The organism is Neisseria sp. HMSC067H09 (assembly GCF_001814135.1).
In the GTDB taxonomy this organism is placed as follows: Bacteria; Pseudomonadota; Gammaproteobacteria; order Burkholderiales; family Neisseriaceae; genus Neisseria.
Map to the genome: position 1 here is coordinate 53,757 of NZ_KV814854.1, position 16,009 is coordinate 69,765.

The window sequence follows — 16,009 nt, forward strand, 5'->3', positions numbered from 1 at the left end:
CATTGCCCAAAAAATTCCGATTTAAACCGATTAGGACGAAATTGTGTTTGGTGGCGCTCACGAATTGAGTATTGACAGCAAAGGGCGGTTGGCAATTCCTGCCAAGTTCCGCGATATTTTGCTGCGCCATTATACGCCGTCGATTGTGGTTACTTTGGATTCCCGTCAAAAATTGCTGATGTATCCGGAGGCTGAATGGGCAAAGGTTGCCGAGCAGCTTTTGCACCTGAAAACGGCAGGAAATCCGATGTTGCAGCGTTATCAAAATCTTCTGCTGCACAATGCGGATACGCTGGAATGGGACAGCGCCGGCCGCGTACTGATTCCTGCCAATCTGCGCAAACGGGTGGATTTTGAAAAAGACGTTACCTTGGTCGGTCGCGCCAATCGTTTGGAATTGTGGGGCCGTGATCAATGGGAAGCTGAAATGACTCAGGCTTTGGATGATGATCCTGAAGAGTTGGCATTCCAATTAAGTCAGACGGATTTGCAATTGTGAGTAATGCTGAATATCAACATATCACCGTTTTGTTAAACGAGGCGGTTGATGCTCTGGCGGTTCGTGAAGACGGTATTTATGTAGATGGGACGTTCGGCAGGGGAGGGCACTCCCGATTGATTTTGTCCCGTCTGGGCAGTCAAGGTCGTCTGATTGTGTTTGATAAAGACCCGCAAGCGATTGAGGCGGCGCAAAAGCTGGCCGAGCAGGATGGGCGCGTTACGGTAGTCCATGACGGGTTTTCCAGTTTTCAGACGACCCTGGATAAGCTGGGTATTGAAGAAATAGATGGTGCGTTGTTTGATTTGGGGATTTCGTCCCCGCAGATAGATGATGGCGCACGGGGTTTCAGTTTCCGTTTTGATGCCCCTTTGGATATGCGCATGGATCCGACGCGGGGAATGTCCGCTGCAGAATGGATTGCAACAGCATCGGAACAGGATTTGCACGAGGTTATCAAGAATTATGGTGAAGAGCGGTTTAGTCGCCAGATTGCGCGCGCCATTGTTGCGCAACGGACAGAAAGTCCGATCGATACAACCCGCAAGCTGGCGCAGCTCGTGGCACAAAACGTCCGTACTCGTGAGCGGGGGCAAGACCCTGCGACGCGCACCTTCCAGGCAGTTCGCATCTTTATTAACCGCGAGCTCGAAGAGGTAGGGGCGGTTCTGCCGCAAGTGATGAGTCGTCTGAAACAGGGCGGGCGTTTGGCGGTTATCGCGTTTCATTCGCTTGAAGACCGCATCGTGAAACAGTTTGTCAAAAAATATTCGCAACATCCTCCTTTGCCGCGCTGGGCGGCAGTAAAAGAAGCGGATTTGCCTCTGCCGCCGTTAAAGGCGGTGGGAAAGGCGATAAAGCCGGGTGTTGAGGAAACCGCCTCCAATCCGCGGGCGCGCAGCGCAGTTTTACGCGTGGCAGAGCGGACGGGCGGTGAGATTGCAGAATAAGCATTATGTGGGGCAGGTGTCCTCGGAACAAACAGATTGAGGTCGTCTGAAAATAATGAATAAATTAAATATCCTTTTGTTGGTCTTGGTATCGGTATCTGCTTTTGCGGTGGTCACTGTGCAAGACCAATCGCGTTTGCACTTCATCGCTTTGGATAAAGCGCAAAAGCAGGAAATCAAGCTTGATCAGGACTATGCACGCTTGAAATTGGATCAGGCGCGGCTGGCGAACCACAAGCTGATTAAGGTGGCGGCTGAGAAGCAACGCCTCAAACCGCCCGGCGCGGATAATACCGTGATGGTGGAACGAAAAAAATAATATAGCCGGCTTATCCGGCACTGCAAATTGGTGCCGTCGGATAAAGACACGGTTCGGGTGATTATGAATTGAGATGTTAAGATGTTGATTAAAAACGAATATAAACCGAGCATGCTGCCCAAGGCAGCCAAAGCTAAAAAACCCATCACCAGTGATGGGCGGATTTCTTTGGTGTTGTGGCTGATTGCGGCTGCGTTTGTCGGACTGCTGGCTCGCGGCATCTATTTGCAAACCACGCAGCATGAATTTTTGAAAAATCAGGGCGATCAGCGTTTTGTCCGTACCCTGACTTTACCTGCGTCGCGCGGCATGATTACGGACCGTAACGGCGCGACTTTGGCGTTGAGTGCACCGACTGAATCTTTGTATGCCATGCCTTCCGGTATGGAAGAAATGCCGACTGCCGAACAGATGGCTAAGTTGGCGGCTATTGTTGAGCTGCCTGTTGAGGCATTGCAGGAAAAATTGGCGAAAAAAGATAAAGATTTTATTTATCTGAAGCGTCAACTCAGCCAAGAAAAAGCGGAAGAAATTAAAGCTTTGGGCATTAAAGGCTTGGCATTCCAAAAAGAGCTGAAACGCCATTATCCGATGGGCAACCTGTTCGCACACGTTATCGGTTTCACCAATATCGACGGCAAAGGACAGGAAGGCTTGGAATTGTCGCGAGAAGACAGTCTGCATGGTGCGGACGGTGCGAAAGTGGTTTTGCGCGACAATAAAGGCAATATCGTCGATAGTTTGGATTCTCCGCGCAACAGCGATCCGAAAAACGGGCAGGACATGGTTTTGTCTTTGGATCAACGTATTCAAACACTTGCCTATGATGAGCTGAATAAAGCAGTGGCTTATCACAAAGCCAAAGCAGGTACGGTGGTAGTATTGGATGCGCAAACCGGCGAAATCTTGGCTTTAGTTAACAGCCCTGCCTATGATCCCAACCAACCAGGCAGCGCCGATAGCGAACAGCGCCGCAATCGAGCCGTTACCGATATGATTGAGCCGGGTTCTGCCATGAAGCCGTTTACGATTGCCAAAGCATTGGATTCCGGCAAAGTCGGTGTGGCTGATCGTTTTAACACCATGCCTTATAAAATCGGTCCCGCTACCGTGCGCGATACCCATGTGTATCCTACTTTGGATGTGCGCGGCATTATGCAAAAATCTTCCAACGTCGGTACCAGCAAACTGTCTGCAAAATTCACACCTAAAGAAATGTATGATTTTTATCATGATTTGGGTGTGGGCGTGCGGATGCACTCCGGTTTCCCAGGTGAGACGGCCGGTCTTTTGAGAAGCTGGCGCAGATGGCAGCCGATTGAACAGGCAACCATGTCTTTCGGTTACGGCTTGCAATTGAGCCTGCTGCAATTGGCGCGTGCTTATACCATGTTGACACACGACGGCGAATTGTTGCCGGTCAGCTTCGAGAAACAGGCGGTTGCGCCCAAAGGCAAACGCGTCATTAAAGCTTCGACCGCGCGTGAAGTGCGTGATTTGATGGTTTCTGTAACCGAGCCCGGCGGTACGGGTACGGCGGGTGCGGTAGATGGTTTCGACGTCGGCGCGAAAACCGGTACGGCGCGTAAGTTGGTCAACGGACGTTACGTTGATAACAAACACGTCGCAACTTTCATCGGTTTTGCTCCTGCCAAAAATCCCCGTGTGATTGTGGCGGTAACCATCGACGAACCGACTGCAAACGGTTACTACGGTGGCGTAGTGGCAGGTCCGGTCTTCAAACAAGTCATGGGCGGCAGCCTGAATATCTTGGGCGTTTCCCCGACCAAGCCTCTGACCAATGTTGCAGCCGTCAAAACACCGTCTTAATCCGAGTATCAACGAGATTATTTTATGTTCAGCAAGTTAACCCCTTTAGCTGAAACCAACATTCCGCCTCTGCTGTGTGCAAACGCAGCAGGGCGTTTGTTGCATTCAGACAGCCGTCAAATTAAACAAGGTGATATTTTCGTTGCCTGTCAGGGCGAATATACGGACGGCCGCAGTTATATCCCCGCTGCCATTGCCAACGGCGCGGCTTTTGTTTTTTGGGACGACGACGGCAAATTTGCGTGGAATCCCGAATGGAAAGTCCCCAATCAAGGCATCAAAGATTTGAAACACCGTGCCGGCATGTTGGCGGCACAAGTTTACGGCAACGTTTCAGACGACCTCAAAGTCTGGGGCGTAACCGGCACCAACGGCAAAACCTCCATCACACAATGGCTGGCACAAGCCGCCGATTTGTTGGGCGAAAAAACCGCCATCATCGGCACGGTCGGCAACGGCTTTTGGGGCGCATTGGAAGAAACCACGCACACCACCCCCGCCCCCGTCGATGTCCAAACCCTGCTCTACCGTTTCCGTCAACAAGGCGCAACAGCCGCCGCGATGGAAGTCTCCAGCCACGGCCTTGACCAATCGCGCGTCAACGGCGTGCCATTCCGCAGTGCAATCTTCACTAACCTCACCCGAGACCACCTCGACTATCACGGTACGATGGAAGCCTACGGCGCCATCAAGTCGCGCCTGTTTTACTGGCACGGCTTGAAACACGCCGTCATCAACGTAGATGACGAATATGGCGCAGAACTCGCAGGTCGTCTGAAAAAAGACTGCCCCGATTTGACCGTTTACGGCTACGGCTTCAGCGAACACGCTGACATCCGCATTGTTCATTTCACTGCCTCTTCAGACGGCATGGAAGCCGTATTCCAAACCCCGTGGGGCGAAGGCCGCTGCCGCACCCGCCTGCTCGGACGGTTCAACGCGCAAAACCTCGCCGCCTGCATCGCCTTGCTTTGTGCCAACGGTTATCCGCTTGATAAAGTATTGGATGTGCTGGCAAAAATCCGTCCCGCCTCAGGCCGCATGGACTGCATCATGAACAACGGCAAGCCCTTAGTCGTTGTCGATTATGCACACACGCCCGACGCATTAGAAAAAGCACTAGCTACCTTGCAGGAAATCAAACCACAGGGTGCGGCTTTGTGGTGCGTATTCGGTTGCGGCGGCAACCGCGACCGAGGCAAACGCCCACTGATGGGCGCAGCAGCCGTACAGGGTGCGGATAAAGTTGTCGTAACCAGTGATAACCCGCGCTTGGAAAATCCGCAAGACATCATCAACGACATCCTGCCTGCCGTGCCCGCGCCCGAATGCGTCGAAGCCGATCGCGCCGCAGCTATCCGTTACGCAGTCGAACGTGCTGCTTCAAGCGACATCATCCTGATTGCCGGCAAAGGACATGAAAACTATCAGGATGTACAAGGCGTGAAGCACCATTTTTCTGATTTTGAAGTTGCAGAGAAAGCGTTGGCAGAACTCAGGTAAAAATATTTTCCAGATAATTCCTTAAGGCCATTGGCAAATAGGAAATTACACATTACTCCATCTCACTTTTAATAGGCAAAAATATGCAACGTTATACTCCTTTATTCAATGCCTTGCTTGCAGCCGTCCCTTACTTAACCCGTGAAGATTTACCAAAAGCTCCTCCGGCTGAAGATGAGGATTTGGTATGTCATTGGTTATTTAAGCATTTAGGTTGGTATCACGAATCAGGTGAATGGCATTATGCTGATCATCAATTTATGGAGTATATGGAGTGGAAAGAACCGCATTTAAAATTAGTGAAGTTTTATCCTATACAAAAGCTAGGCATTGAAATAGATGCAACAGGAATTGATGACGAAGTATGCAAACGTACATTAGCAGAATTTTGCGCTCACGAAGGTATTCCCGTGCCGGATGATCAAGGTGAATTGGAAGATCTTTTTGAGAGTGAAGAGATGGAAATGTTTGCAATGTTCAATGATAGTAACTATGTCTTAGAGGCTTACGATGCATTACTTAAGCCTCATGGGCTTCGGCTAATAGACATTGGTTATACCGAAAATGCCTTCCTACTGATGGTAAAAGATGATGATGAGGCAGTGGGAAATGTGGAGCAGGCACTGATCGATTTGGGATATGTCGATATTGAAGAGTAATTTTTGAGTATATACAGACAGAGTGGAGTCACCTTAGGGCAGAGAAGTTTTGCTGTACTTCGTATTCGACTTATCGATTCCACTATAAATTTGACAACAATGTAATCAATTTTCAGACGGCCCGGCAGCCTTAAGGTCGTCTGAAAACGTTTATCCCCCACAAAATAAAAGCAACACAACCCACGCATTACGGCACGTCAGCCATTAAACCCATCACAGTTGTTTCAGACGACCCTGATTTGGAATTTTAAAGGTCGTCTGAAAAACGAGGAGACCGATTTGATGCTGAAAATGCCGACAAAAACCCTTTTAATCAGTGCAGTCATGATTTTATTTGCAGGCTGTACCACCAAACAACTGCCGCGCCCGAACGCCGAAATTGCCGAACTGAGGGCGAAAGAACCGCCGGCGGCGCAAAGCCTGCCCAATCCTGTTAAAGGCAAGCGTTTTGACGACACTTGGGGCGCGGCGCGCAGCCAGGGGCGCAGACATGAAGGTGTGGATATTTTCGCCAAGAAAAACACGCCGATACGCAGCACGACGCCCGGTATCGTAACCAAAATCGGGCGCAACCGATTGGGTGGCAAAGTCATCGGCATCCAAGGGCCGGGCGCATGGCACTACTATGCCCACCTCAACAAATTCGCCAGCGTCCGCCTGTACGAGCGTGTGAAAGAAGGACAGGTCATCGGCTATGTCGGCAAAACCGGCAACGCTAAAACCACGCCTGCCCATTTGCATTACGGCGTATATCTACAAAGTGGAGCAATCAATCCCTATCCTTTGATTAATCAGGATAAATAGGTCGTCTAAAAAAGAGATTTTTAAACAATTTAAGAGGTATTTGTTGAATTAAGATCTAATAATATCTGTTAAAAAATAAGATAGTTTGTTAGATTTTCTCAAACTATTTGCTCGTGATGGGTCTTTATAAAATTTAAAGAGGTATGTGATGAAAGAAAAGTTATCCCTATTTTTAAGTTTGTCTATTCTTTTGATAGGAGGTTGTTCTTTTGATGTTGTAAAAACAAGTTTTTATGAAACAAACGACTTGCAAGGAAAAATATATCCGCATATTAAAAACTTTCCTTTTGAAATATCAGTTATAGAACCAAAAGATAAAAAGCTTATTGGAAGTCAGTACAATATAAAAATCCTTAATATGAAAAACAAGAAAGTACAGGTTATTGAGGAAGGAAAACCCTTTGAACAATTCACGATAACTGATTTATTAAAAATAGAAGATTTTAATAATGATGGTTATCTAGATATTCTTGCATCTTCCATTTACCCATCTTCACAGGTCATCGATACGTTATACATTTTTGATTTCCAAAAGCAAAAATTTATAAAGAAAATGGATGATATTCCCTATGATGGGACAATACGTAGTACGAAAATAGGATGTATCAAAGTCGAGTATATCGTCCGCAATGGTTCGGATTATTTAAAACCGGAAGATTTTTGTTGGTTTGATGGTAAATGGAAATCTAAATAGGAGCATAAGTAATGAGTGGACGTAGTAATTTTAGTACTGAAAAATATATAGCTGCTCGTGATCGATTAGTAGAGCGTAATGAAGCTTTTATCGATAATATCTATTTGGATAGCTATGGATTGCCTACGGCAGGAATTGGTGTTTTATTAGTTGATCGTCAACGTGATAGAAGTTGGCAATTAAATCATTCTAGAGTAAATTTACTTGCAGATGTAACAAATTTATCTGATTTGGACAGAGAAAAGTTAATATCCACTTTAGAGAAGTATACAGATGTATTAGATAGGCACAGAGATGAAAAATATCAAAATTTAGCTGCCTTTAAAAATTCTGCTTTTGGGGCTGAAGCAAAGGCGGTATTAGGAGATATATCGTTTAATCGAACAACCTCCTCATGGGATGTTTTAACCTCTAATCAAAGTACTATGAAATTTAAAATGACACATGATCAGACTTTGAAATTGTATAACAGTATTTCTTCTGATTATGAAAACAGATTAGATAGGCTATTGAGAGAAAAAAACTGTCCGAAGGAAGCACTCTCTGAAGAGCAGCGTGCAGGGTTATATTCGATGGTCTATCATGGATCAAGATTTAAAGCTGGAAAAATGGCTGATGCGATTGGTGATTATTGGAGAGGGGAAATTTCTGAAGAACAGTTGCTTTCCAGGATTCAACGTGATGGCATGGACTCTAAATTTCCGGAACGTTCTAGAAATGAAATTAATTATATGATTCAAATTAAAGAGCGCCCTAACCAACGTGGTGTATACAATTCAGTAGGATTAGAAGATGTTTCTCGTGTTGAGACATTGATGACCGATAATTTTATGTCGCAATCCAATTATGAGAAAACAAGGGCTATGCTACAAGGTCTGCTGAACGATACTGACGGTTCATATGCCAAAAAACTTCTGGCAAATCATCCGGAAGAGGTTGCCAGCTTTAACGAAAAAATTCAAGAAAGTATCGAGCAAACAAGGTTGCAAGAATTGACTGAACGTGAAAGCAGAAATACGCTGCAACAAGAGGAACAACAGCGGAGCTTTTCTCGTTCTGTATAATTTTTTGTATGTGTATTGATAATTTAGTCTCCCTATGGAAGTTTATCCATAGGGAGTTTGGATTGACATGTGAGATTAATAATGAATGAGTTGGAAACTACTTCGGAACGAATACAAAACCTATTGATCGATATGGTCATGGTTATGGAGAAATATAAAGATGATAGTGGAAAAATTGTAGATAACGTTCAAAAAGAACTAGACAAATCTTTAATTCAGCAGCGCAAGATGATGGTTGATATGGTTAGGGATGATGTCCTTCAGCAAGCATCCATACAAGTAAAGGCGTACACTGAAAACATGGATGGGGCACGGAGGCAGATGGTAGAGCAGATTCGTGAGTTCAATACATATTTACATACAGTTAAAAGTGAAAACCAAAAAATATTTAGAATAACTGTATTCAGCACGGCAATTACGTTGGCTACGTTAGTGATTGGCGGTATTGCACTGGCTTTTTTTTATTCGGGCATTATTTCTCAAAAAAAATTGGAAGCAGATATGCTTAATAGAATTAATAATGCTGATATTGTCCGTTGTGGAGATAGCCTTTGTGCGAAAACAGGAAAGGCAGGGAATAACGGTTATCGAGTGATTCAGCAACGATTTTCGGATAAATAAGTTATTGTTTAATTAATAAATTAGAAAAGAAACCATGAAGCCACTAGACCTAAACTTTATCTGCCAAATCCTCAACTTTCCTACGCCGTCTGAAAACAAACCCGTTTCGCGCATCGTAACCGACAGCCGCGACATCCGCGCGGGCGATGTGTTTTTCGCATTGGCGGGCGAGCGGTTTGACGCGCATGATTTTGTTGAAGACGTATTGGCTGAGGGTGCGGCGGCGGTTGTGGTTTCGCGCGAAGATTGCGCTGCAATGGACGGTGCGTTGAAAGTCGATGACACGCTTGCCGCGTTGCAAACGCTGGCGAAGGCTTGGCGCGATAATGTGAACCCGTTTGTGTTCGGCATTACCGGCTCGGGCGGCAAGACGACGGTGAAGGAGATGCTGGCTGCGGTATTGCGCCGCCGTTTCGGCGATGATGCCGTTTTGGCGACGGCGGGCAACTTCAACAACCACATCGGCCTTCCGCTGACTTTGTTGAAATTAAACGAAAAACACCGCTATGCCGTGATCGAAATGGGCATGAACCATTTCGGCGAGCTGGCGGTTTTGACGCAAATCGCCAAGCCCGATGCCGCTTTGATTAACAACGCCTTGCGCGCCCATGTCGGCTGCGGTTTTGACGGCACGAACGATATTGCCAAGGCGAAAAGCGAGATTTATCAAGGTTTGGGCGAAGACGGATTGGCTTTGATTCCGTGCGAAGACGAACATGCCGCCGTGTTTCAGACGACCTCTCAAGGTCATAAGCAGCGGACTTTCGGCGTCGATAGCGGCGATGTCCATGCGGAAAATATCGTGCTGAAACCTTTGTCTTGCGAATTTGATTTGGTGTGCGGCGACGAGCGCGCCGCCGTGGTGCTGCCTGTTCCCGGCCGCCACAATGTCCACAACGCTGCCGCTGCCGCCGCGTTGGCTTTGGCTGCGGGTTTGAGTTTGAACGATGTGGCAGAAGGTTTGAAAGGTTTCAGCAACATCAAAGGTCGTCTGAATGTCAAATCCGGCATCAAAGGCGCGACCCTGATTGACGATACGTACAACGCGAACCCCGACAGCATGAAAGCCGCGATTGATGTGTTGGCGCGTATGCCTGCGCCGCGTATTTTTGTGATGGGCGATATGGGCGAATTGGGCGAGGACGAAGCCGCCGCCATGCACGCCGAAGTCGGCGCGTACGCCCGCGACCAAGGCATCGAAGCGGCCTATTTTGTCGGCGACAACAGCGTCGAAGCGGCGGAAACATTTGGCGCAGACGGTTTGTGGTTTGCCGCCAAAGACCCGTTGATCCAAGTGTTGAGCCACGATTTGCCTGAACACGCTACTGTGTTGGTCAAAGGCTCGCGCTTTATGAAGATGGAAGAAGTGGTCGAGGCATTGACGGATAAAGAGGCCGTCTGAAAATGAAAAACCGACGTTTTTTTAAAGCCTTATTGCTGATTGCTGCGCTGATTGGCGCGTTTTATGCCGGAATGCGGACGCAGGCGTATCTTTATGAGGACCTCTGTCTGGATTTAGGCGGCGGCAGGAATCCGGGAAATTATCCGATTTGCGTGATTGAGAAAGACACTAACGCAGCCGTCGCTCAATAACGCTGCCATCTCTCTAAACAACGGATAACGGGTTCGCTAGAAACCTGCATAGAGAGTGAACTTCAGCAGGCACTGACTGTCATAAGCAGCTTGATAATCAACAAAGGTCGTCTGAAACTTTTTCAGACGATCCAAAAACCAAAATTTAAAACGGGCGATAAGCCCAATGTAACAACAAAAACAAAAGGAAGCCCCATGTTTTTATGGCTTGCACATTTCAGTAACTGGTTGACCGGTCTGAATGTCTTTCAATACACCACATTCCGCGCCGTCATGGCAGCTTTGACCGCCTTGGCGTTTTCCCTGCTGCTCGGTCCGTGGACCATCCGCAAACTGACGCAATTAAAAGTCGGGCAGGCAGTGCGTACCGACGGGCCGCAAACCCATCTCATCAAAAACGGCACGCCGACGATGGGCGGCTCGCTGATTCTGACCGCCATCACCGTATCCACGTTGTTGTGGGGCAACTGGGCAAACCCGTATATTTGGATTCTTTTGGGCGTATTGCTTGCCACGGGCGCACTCGGGTTTTACGACGACTGGCGCAAAGTCGTCTATAAAGACCCCAACGGTGTTTCCGCCAAATTCAAAATGGTGTGGCAGTCGAGCGTCGCCATTGTTGCCTCGCTTGCCTTGTTTTACCTTGCGTCCAATAGCTCCAACAACATCCTGATCGTTCCCTTCTTCAAACAAGTCGCCTTGCCGCTGGGCGTAGTCGGCTTTGTCGTCCTGACCTATCTGACCATCGTTGGTACTTCCAACGCCGTCAACCTGACCGACGGCCTTGACGGCCTTGCCGCCTTCCCCGTCGTCCTCGTTGCCGCCGGCCTCGCCATCTTCGCCTATGCCAGCGGACACTCGCAATTCGCCCAATACCTGCAACTGCCTTATGTCGCAGGCGCGAACGAAGTCGTGATTTTCTGTACCGCCATGTGCGGCGCGTGTCTCGGATTTTTGTGGTTCAACGCCTATCCCGCGCAAGTCTTCATGGGCGACGTCGGCGCGCTGGCATTGGGGGCGGCACTCGGTACCGTTGCCGTCATCGTCCGCCAAGAGTTTGTCCTCGTCATCATGGGCGGTCTGTTCGTCGTCGAAGCCGTGTCCGTTATGCTTCAGGTCGGCTGGTATAAGAGAACCAAAAAACGCATCTTCCTGATGGCGCCCATCCACCACCACTACGAACAAAAAGGCTGGAAAGAAACCCAAGTCGTCGTCCGTTTCTGGATTATCACCATCGTCTTGGTGCTAATCGGATTGAGTACGCTGAAAATCCGTTAAATATTCCGATCAATATCGAAAAGGTCGTCTGAAACAGATTTCAGACGACCTTTTTTATTTTTTGAGAGAAACAGAAATCACAGGATTTGCTTTGACGGCTTGCAAAAGTATCTGTTTGAAACGATACGGTGATTACTGTCCAGGCCTTTAAACTTAATCGGCATTACTCCGCCCAAATTACCGTTTCCGACGCATCGCGGCGCGGTTTCGGAGAAATGTCGCGCACACGGTAGCCGAAGGTTGCGGCGACGGATAAAGCCGTAATTCTCAGGATCGAGCAATCCGTCTTCGGCAAGGATTTTTTCCACTGCGGCATATTCCATGCCTTCGATGGCGCAAGAATCGATGCCGAGCATCGCCGCGCCGGTGAGCATATTGCCCAGCGCGATGTAGGTTTGCTTGCTTGCCCAGTCAAACAGGGCGCGTTCGTCGTCGGCGATGGGCATATCGTGGGTTTGGAAACGGCGGTAGCGTTCAAATGCGCCTGCCCGCTCTTCGGCGGTCAGACCGCGCCTGTCCATCAGTTCTTCAAAAGCGGGGCTGTCATAGCGGGCGTGTTTTCGAGCCAACAGGAAAACGACGTGGCTGGCATCCGAAATGGAAGCCTGCATCCCCCAAGCGAAGGGTTTGATTTTTTCGCGCAAAGCTGCGTTCTGTACGACCACAAACTGCCACGGTTCGCAGCCGACGGAGCTGGGCGAAAGGCGTCCGAAGTCAAGGATGGCGGCAAAATCTTCGGCACTGATTTTGCGCGCGGGATCGTAATAGCGGACGGAAACGCGGCGTTTGAAAATTTCGAGGGCTTGTTCGCGGGTCAGTATCATGATGATTCCTTTGATTGAGTATGGAAGGGGCTTCCTTTCGGACAATCAGAATGGTCAAACGTTCGCAAAGATTGCAACACCAGCGGCAGCGAAACCGTTTGACGGTTGTGTGCAGAAAGGTAGGCGGCGTTAATCAGCTCCAGCGATTTCAAGCCTTCGCGCCCGTCGACAACAGGCTCGGCTTTGCCGCGCAATACATCGACAACATTCTGATAATACAGCGGGTGCCCGAAACCGTACACCGATGTGGTTTCATAATTGGCGGTTTTGACCTGTTCGTCGTAATCGCGCTCGTCGGCAAAATTCCATTCCTGAATTTCGTTCACCGCCATGCCGCCGATGCGCACCGTGCCGGTTTCGCCCAAAATGGTAATCGAACCTTCGAGGTTTTTCGGATAGGTGCACATGGTTATCGCCATCGAACCGAGCGTACCGTCGCGCCAACGGAGGTTCATCACGCCTGTGTCTTCGGCTTCAATTTTGCGGTGGGTCGCAATCATCGCCTGCACTTCCGTGACCGGTCCGATAAGCCATTCCATCAAATCGACGTAGTGGCTGGCCTGATTCATGAATGCACCTCCGTCCAGCTTCCAAGTGCCGCGCCAACCGCCTCCTTGGTCGTAATACGACTGCGGGCGCGTCCAAAAAACATTCAAATGCACCATATAGATTTTGCCGAAGCGTTGTTCTGCGACCGCGCGTTTGAGCAGTTGCAGCGTGGCGTTCAGACGGTTTTGTTTCACGACAAACAAGCGTTTGCCCGCTTTATCGGCGGCTTGAACCATGCGTTCGCCGTCAGTGAAGCAGGTTGCCATCGGCTTTTCGGTGACGACGTGAAAACCCGCTTCCAACGCTTCAACCGCCTGCTCGGGATGCAAACCAGACGGCGTGGTGATGACGATTACGTCGGCATCGGTTTCCGCCAACATTTCCGTATAGCGGGCATAGCCTTTCGCACCGGTGCGCTTGACCGCTGTTGCAAGCGCGGCAGGATCGATGTCGCATACAGCAACGAGTTCGCAATCTTCTTGCAATACTTCAAACGAACCGAAATGGTTGTTGGAAATACGGCCGCAGCCGACCAAGGCGAATTTGATTTTGCGGTTTTGAATGGTTTCAGACATTTTCAGACAATGTTCGCATATGTAAAGGGAGATGAAGTATAGTGAAATTTTTGTGAAGAAGTATAGGTGGGAAAGTGTAAAAAAGGTCGTCTGAAAACTTTTCAGACGACCTTTTTCTACTTTCTGAACTCTTCCCTGACGATATCCAGCCAAGCCCTGAGCGCGGGGGTGGGACGCTGGTGTTTTTTCCACGCCATGGTCAGTTGCCAGCGGATTTCGGGTTCGGTCAGCGGGACGGCGGCAAATGTGTCAGGATTGATTTTGCGGGCGTAGTATTCGGGTAGAAGGGCGATGCCCATATGGTGCGCCACCATGTCGGCGAGCAGGTCCCATTGTCCGGTGCGGCAGACGACGTTGGGGGTAAAGCCTTGGCTGCGGCAGGCAGTTTGGATGGTTTCGTTGAGGGAAAATCCTGAGCCGAACAGGATAAACGGTTCGTGTTGCAGGCTTTTGAGGCTGAGGGCGGCATGGCGGGCTTGGGCGCGCGGCATGAGGACGACGAGCGGGTAGTCGCAGAGGGTAATGCTGTCGAAGTCTTCGTGGACGGGGGCGAGCAGTTGTCCGGCGTCGAGTTCGTTGTTGCGCAAGGATTGTTCGATGGCGAGCGAACCTTGTTCGAGGAAGGTCAGTTCGATGCCGGGCCATTGGCGGCGGAAGCGGAACAGGGCGTTGCTGAGCAGGTCGCTGCCGAGCAGTGCCAAACCCAGCCGCAGCGTGCCGCTTTTGATGTGGCGGTAGCCGTCGATGCGGGAGAGCAGCAGGTCGCGTTCATGCAGGAGGTTCAGCGCGTGGCGGTACACTTCTTCGCCGATGGGCGTGGTGGCGACCTGGCGTTTTTTTCGCCCGTTTTCTTTAACCAGCAGCGGCACGCCCAGTTCTTCTTCCAATGCCTGTATGGTTTTGCTGACGGTGGGCTGGGTCAGGTTGAGTGCGGATGCGGCGGCGGAGAAACTTTGCAGGCGCACGAGTTCGGCGAAACAGTGCAGGCTTTTGAAGTCCATTATTCCTCTTGGGCATGATTTTAGTTTGGATAATTCATATTATGCGCAAACCGCGTCCTTATAATCAAGCCTTCGTTTTGGATTACGGATGGATAAACCTTATGGATACGCTGACGCGATTTTTTCAGACGACCTTGCAGCTTGCCGTGGTCGGCTTGGTGTGGCTGGTGTCGGATTTGATGGTGCGCTTTGCCCATCTGCCTGTTTCTTCGGGCGTATTGGGGCTGTTTTTGATGCTTGCGCTGCTGGGTTTGGGCGTGATTAAAACCGGTATGGTCGAGCGCGGCGCGAAATGGGTGTTGGGCGAGTTGGTGTTTTTCTTCATTCCGATTATGGTTTCCGTATTGCAATACCGCGATTTGCTTCTTTCCGAAGGTTGGCGGCTGGTGCTGACGATTGCAGTCGGCACCGCGCTGGTGATGATCAGCACGGCGTTGACGCTGAATTTCTGCTACCGCTGGAAACGCCGCCTGTATAAAAAACTGCACGCCTGATGGGGAACAAAAATGGATTACGCCGCGCTCGCCTGCTTTGTTTGGACCTGCTTCGCCTATTTTGTGGCGAAAAAAATCTACCGTAAAAAACCGCTGATGATTTTCTCGCCCGTTGTGACCGTCTCGGTCAGCACCATCGTTCTGATGCTGCTTTTGGGCATTTCCTACGACACTTACCACAAATACACGCAAGGCATCGTTTTCCTGCTCACGCCGGTAACGGTCGCCTTCGCCATTCCGATTTATGAAAACCGCGAAGTCATCCGCCGCCAGCTTCCCATCCTGTCGATAGCGATTTTGGTCGGCATGTTCGTCGGCGTGGCCAGCGCGTTTTGGATGGGCAATATGTTCCACTTCGACAGCGAAGTGACCAACAGCCTGATGGCGCGCTCGATTTCCACGCCGTTTGCCGTCGTGTTGGCAAGTGAAATCCACGGTTCGGCGTCGCTGGTGTCGCTGTTCACCATCATCACCGGCTTCGTCGGCATGATATTCGGCGATTTGTTTTTAGCGTTCACCCGCATCCGCTTCCACACCGCCAACGGTGTCGCACTGGGCAACGCCGCCCACGGCTTCGGTACTTCCCGCGCCGGACAACGCCACGAAACCGAAGGCGTGATGGCGAGCCTGACCATGATTTTGGCGGGGCTGTTTATGGTCATCATCGGGCCGAGCATGGTGCATTTGGTGGTTTGGCTGATGGGCTGATAGTCAGTTTTATAGTCAATTAAAAACAAAATAGTACAATACTC

General features: G+C 49.6%; 17 protein-coding genes and 1 pseudogene. 15 read left to right on the plus strand and 3 right to left on the minus strand.

Annotated elements, in window-relative coordinates; translation table 11 throughout:
* Positions 1–43: 43 nt before the first annotated feature.
* The 13 genes from mraZ to mraY all read left to right on the plus strand — a co-directional run bounded on the left by mraZ (position 44) and on the right by mraY (position 11,814).
* Entirely contained in the window at positions 44–499 is a 456-nt protein-coding gene (mraZ, locus tag HMPREF2954_RS01190; RefSeq protein WP_003761336.1) for a division/cell wall cluster transcriptional repressor MraZ, read from the plus strand.
* Positions 496–1,449, plus strand: coding sequence for a 16S rRNA (cytosine(1402)-N(4))-methyltransferase RsmH (rsmH, locus tag HMPREF2954_RS01195; protein ID WP_045072134.1), 954 nt, complete (start codon positions 496–498; stop codon positions 1,447–1,449). The genes mraZ and rsmH overlap by 4 nt, the downstream gene beginning before the upstream one ends.
* A gap of 55 nt (positions 1,450–1,504) precedes the next feature.
* Positions 1,505–1,768: a cell division protein FtsL gene (ftsL, locus tag HMPREF2954_RS01200; RefSeq protein ID WP_003761340.1), complete on the plus strand. Its 264-nt coding sequence runs from the start codon at positions 1,505–1,507 to the stop codon at positions 1,766–1,768.
* A gap of 81 nt (positions 1,769–1,849) precedes the next feature.
* Positions 1,850–3,598 (plus strand): peptidoglycan D,D-transpeptidase PBP2, encoded by a 1,749-nt coding sequence (gene penA, locus HMPREF2954_RS01205; protein WP_003776222.1) that lies wholly within the window; start codon positions 1,850–1,852, stop codon positions 3,596–3,598.
* A gap of 24 nt (positions 3,599–3,622) precedes the next feature.
* Positions 3,623–5,101, plus strand: a complete 1,479-nt coding sequence (locus tag HMPREF2954_RS01210; RefSeq protein ID WP_045072128.1) for a UDP-N-acetylmuramoyl-L-alanyl-D-glutamate--2,6-diaminopimelate ligase — start codon at positions 3,623–3,625, stop codon at positions 5,099–5,101.
* 83 nt (positions 5,102–5,184) lie between these two features.
* Entirely contained in the window at positions 5,185–5,760 is a 576-nt protein-coding gene (locus tag HMPREF2954_RS01215; RefSeq protein ID WP_045072127.1) for a hypothetical protein, read from the plus strand.
* A 282-nt stretch (positions 5,761–6,042) separates the two neighbouring features.
* On the plus strand, positions 6,043–6,564 hold the full coding sequence (locus HMPREF2954_RS01220; protein WP_045072126.1) for a M23 family metallopeptidase: 522 nt from the start codon (positions 6,043–6,045) through the stop codon (positions 6,562–6,564).
* Positions 6,565–6,712: 148 nt separating this feature from the next.
* A complete protein-coding gene (locus HMPREF2954_RS01225; protein ID WP_045072125.1) occupies positions 6,713–7,258 on the plus strand; it encodes a hypothetical protein in 546 nt (181 codons plus the stop codon).
* An 11-nt stretch (positions 7,259–7,269) separates the two neighbouring features.
* Positions 7,270–8,322: a hypothetical protein gene (locus HMPREF2954_RS01230; RefSeq protein ID WP_045072122.1), complete on the plus strand. Its 1,053-nt coding sequence runs from the start codon at positions 7,270–7,272 to the stop codon at positions 8,320–8,322.
* Between the two features lie 81 nt (positions 8,323–8,403).
* On the plus strand, positions 8,404–8,943 hold the full coding sequence (locus HMPREF2954_RS01235) for a hypothetical protein (RefSeq protein ID WP_045072120.1): 540 nt from the start codon (positions 8,404–8,406) through the stop codon (positions 8,941–8,943).
* Positions 8,944–8,977: 34 nt separating this feature from the next.
* Complete coding sequence (locus HMPREF2954_RS01240; protein ID WP_045072118.1) at positions 8,978–10,345, plus strand: UDP-N-acetylmuramoyl-tripeptide--D-alanyl-D-alanine ligase; 1,368 nt, start codon at positions 8,978–8,980, stop codon at positions 10,343–10,345.
* Between the two features lie 2 nt (positions 10,346–10,347).
* The gene (locus HMPREF2954_RS01245) at positions 10,348–10,536 is read left to right on the plus strand and encodes a hypothetical protein (RefSeq protein ID WP_045072115.1); all 189 of its coding nucleotides are present in this window, start codon (positions 10,348–10,350) and stop codon (positions 10,534–10,536) included.
* A 195-nt stretch (positions 10,537–10,731) separates the two neighbouring features.
* Positions 10,732–11,814 carry a phospho-N-acetylmuramoyl-pentapeptide-transferase gene (gene mraY, locus HMPREF2954_RS01250; protein ID WP_045072113.1) on the plus strand — a complete coding sequence of 361 codons (1,083 nt, stop codon included), beginning with the start codon at positions 10,732–10,734 and terminating at the stop codon, positions 11,812–11,814.
* 163 nt (positions 11,815–11,977) lie between these two features.
* On the opposite strand, the pseudogene HMPREF2954_RS01255 reads toward mraY, so the two are convergent.
* The 3 genes and pseudogenes from HMPREF2954_RS01255 to HMPREF2954_RS01265 all read right to left on the minus strand — a co-directional run bounded on the left by HMPREF2954_RS01255 (position 11,978) and on the right by HMPREF2954_RS01265 (position 14,763).
* A pseudogene (locus HMPREF2954_RS01255) lies at positions 11,978–12,641 on the minus strand (NAD(P)H-dependent oxidoreductase).
* The gene (locus HMPREF2954_RS01260) at positions 12,635–13,762 is read right to left on the minus strand and encodes a Gfo/Idh/MocA family protein (RefSeq protein ID WP_070688969.1); all 1,128 of its coding nucleotides are present in this window, start codon (positions 13,760–13,762) and stop codon (positions 12,635–12,637) included. The pseudogene HMPREF2954_RS01255 and the gene HMPREF2954_RS01260 overlap by 7 nt, the downstream one beginning before the upstream one ends.
* A 116-nt stretch (positions 13,763–13,878) precedes the next feature.
* The gene (locus HMPREF2954_RS01265; RefSeq protein ID WP_045072106.1) at positions 13,879–14,763 is read right to left on the minus strand and encodes a LysR family transcriptional regulator; all 885 of its coding nucleotides are present in this window, start codon (positions 14,761–14,763) and stop codon (positions 13,879–13,881) included.
* 14 nt (positions 14,764–14,777) lie between these two features.
* Here HMPREF2954_RS01265 and HMPREF2954_RS01270 point away from each other — a divergent pair, with 14 nt between their 5' ends.
* Both HMPREF2954_RS01270 and HMPREF2954_RS01275 read left to right on the plus strand, forming a co-directional pair.
* Positions 14,778–15,257: a CidA/LrgA family protein gene (locus tag HMPREF2954_RS01270; RefSeq protein WP_045072104.1), complete on the plus strand. Its 480-nt coding sequence runs from the start codon at positions 14,778–14,780 to the stop codon at positions 15,255–15,257.
* A gap of 12 nt (positions 15,258–15,269) precedes the next feature.
* Complete coding sequence (locus HMPREF2954_RS01275; RefSeq protein ID WP_045072101.1) at positions 15,270–15,965, plus strand: LrgB family protein; 696 nt, start codon at positions 15,270–15,272, stop codon at positions 15,963–15,965.
* Positions 15,966–16,009 lie beyond the last annotated feature (44 nt).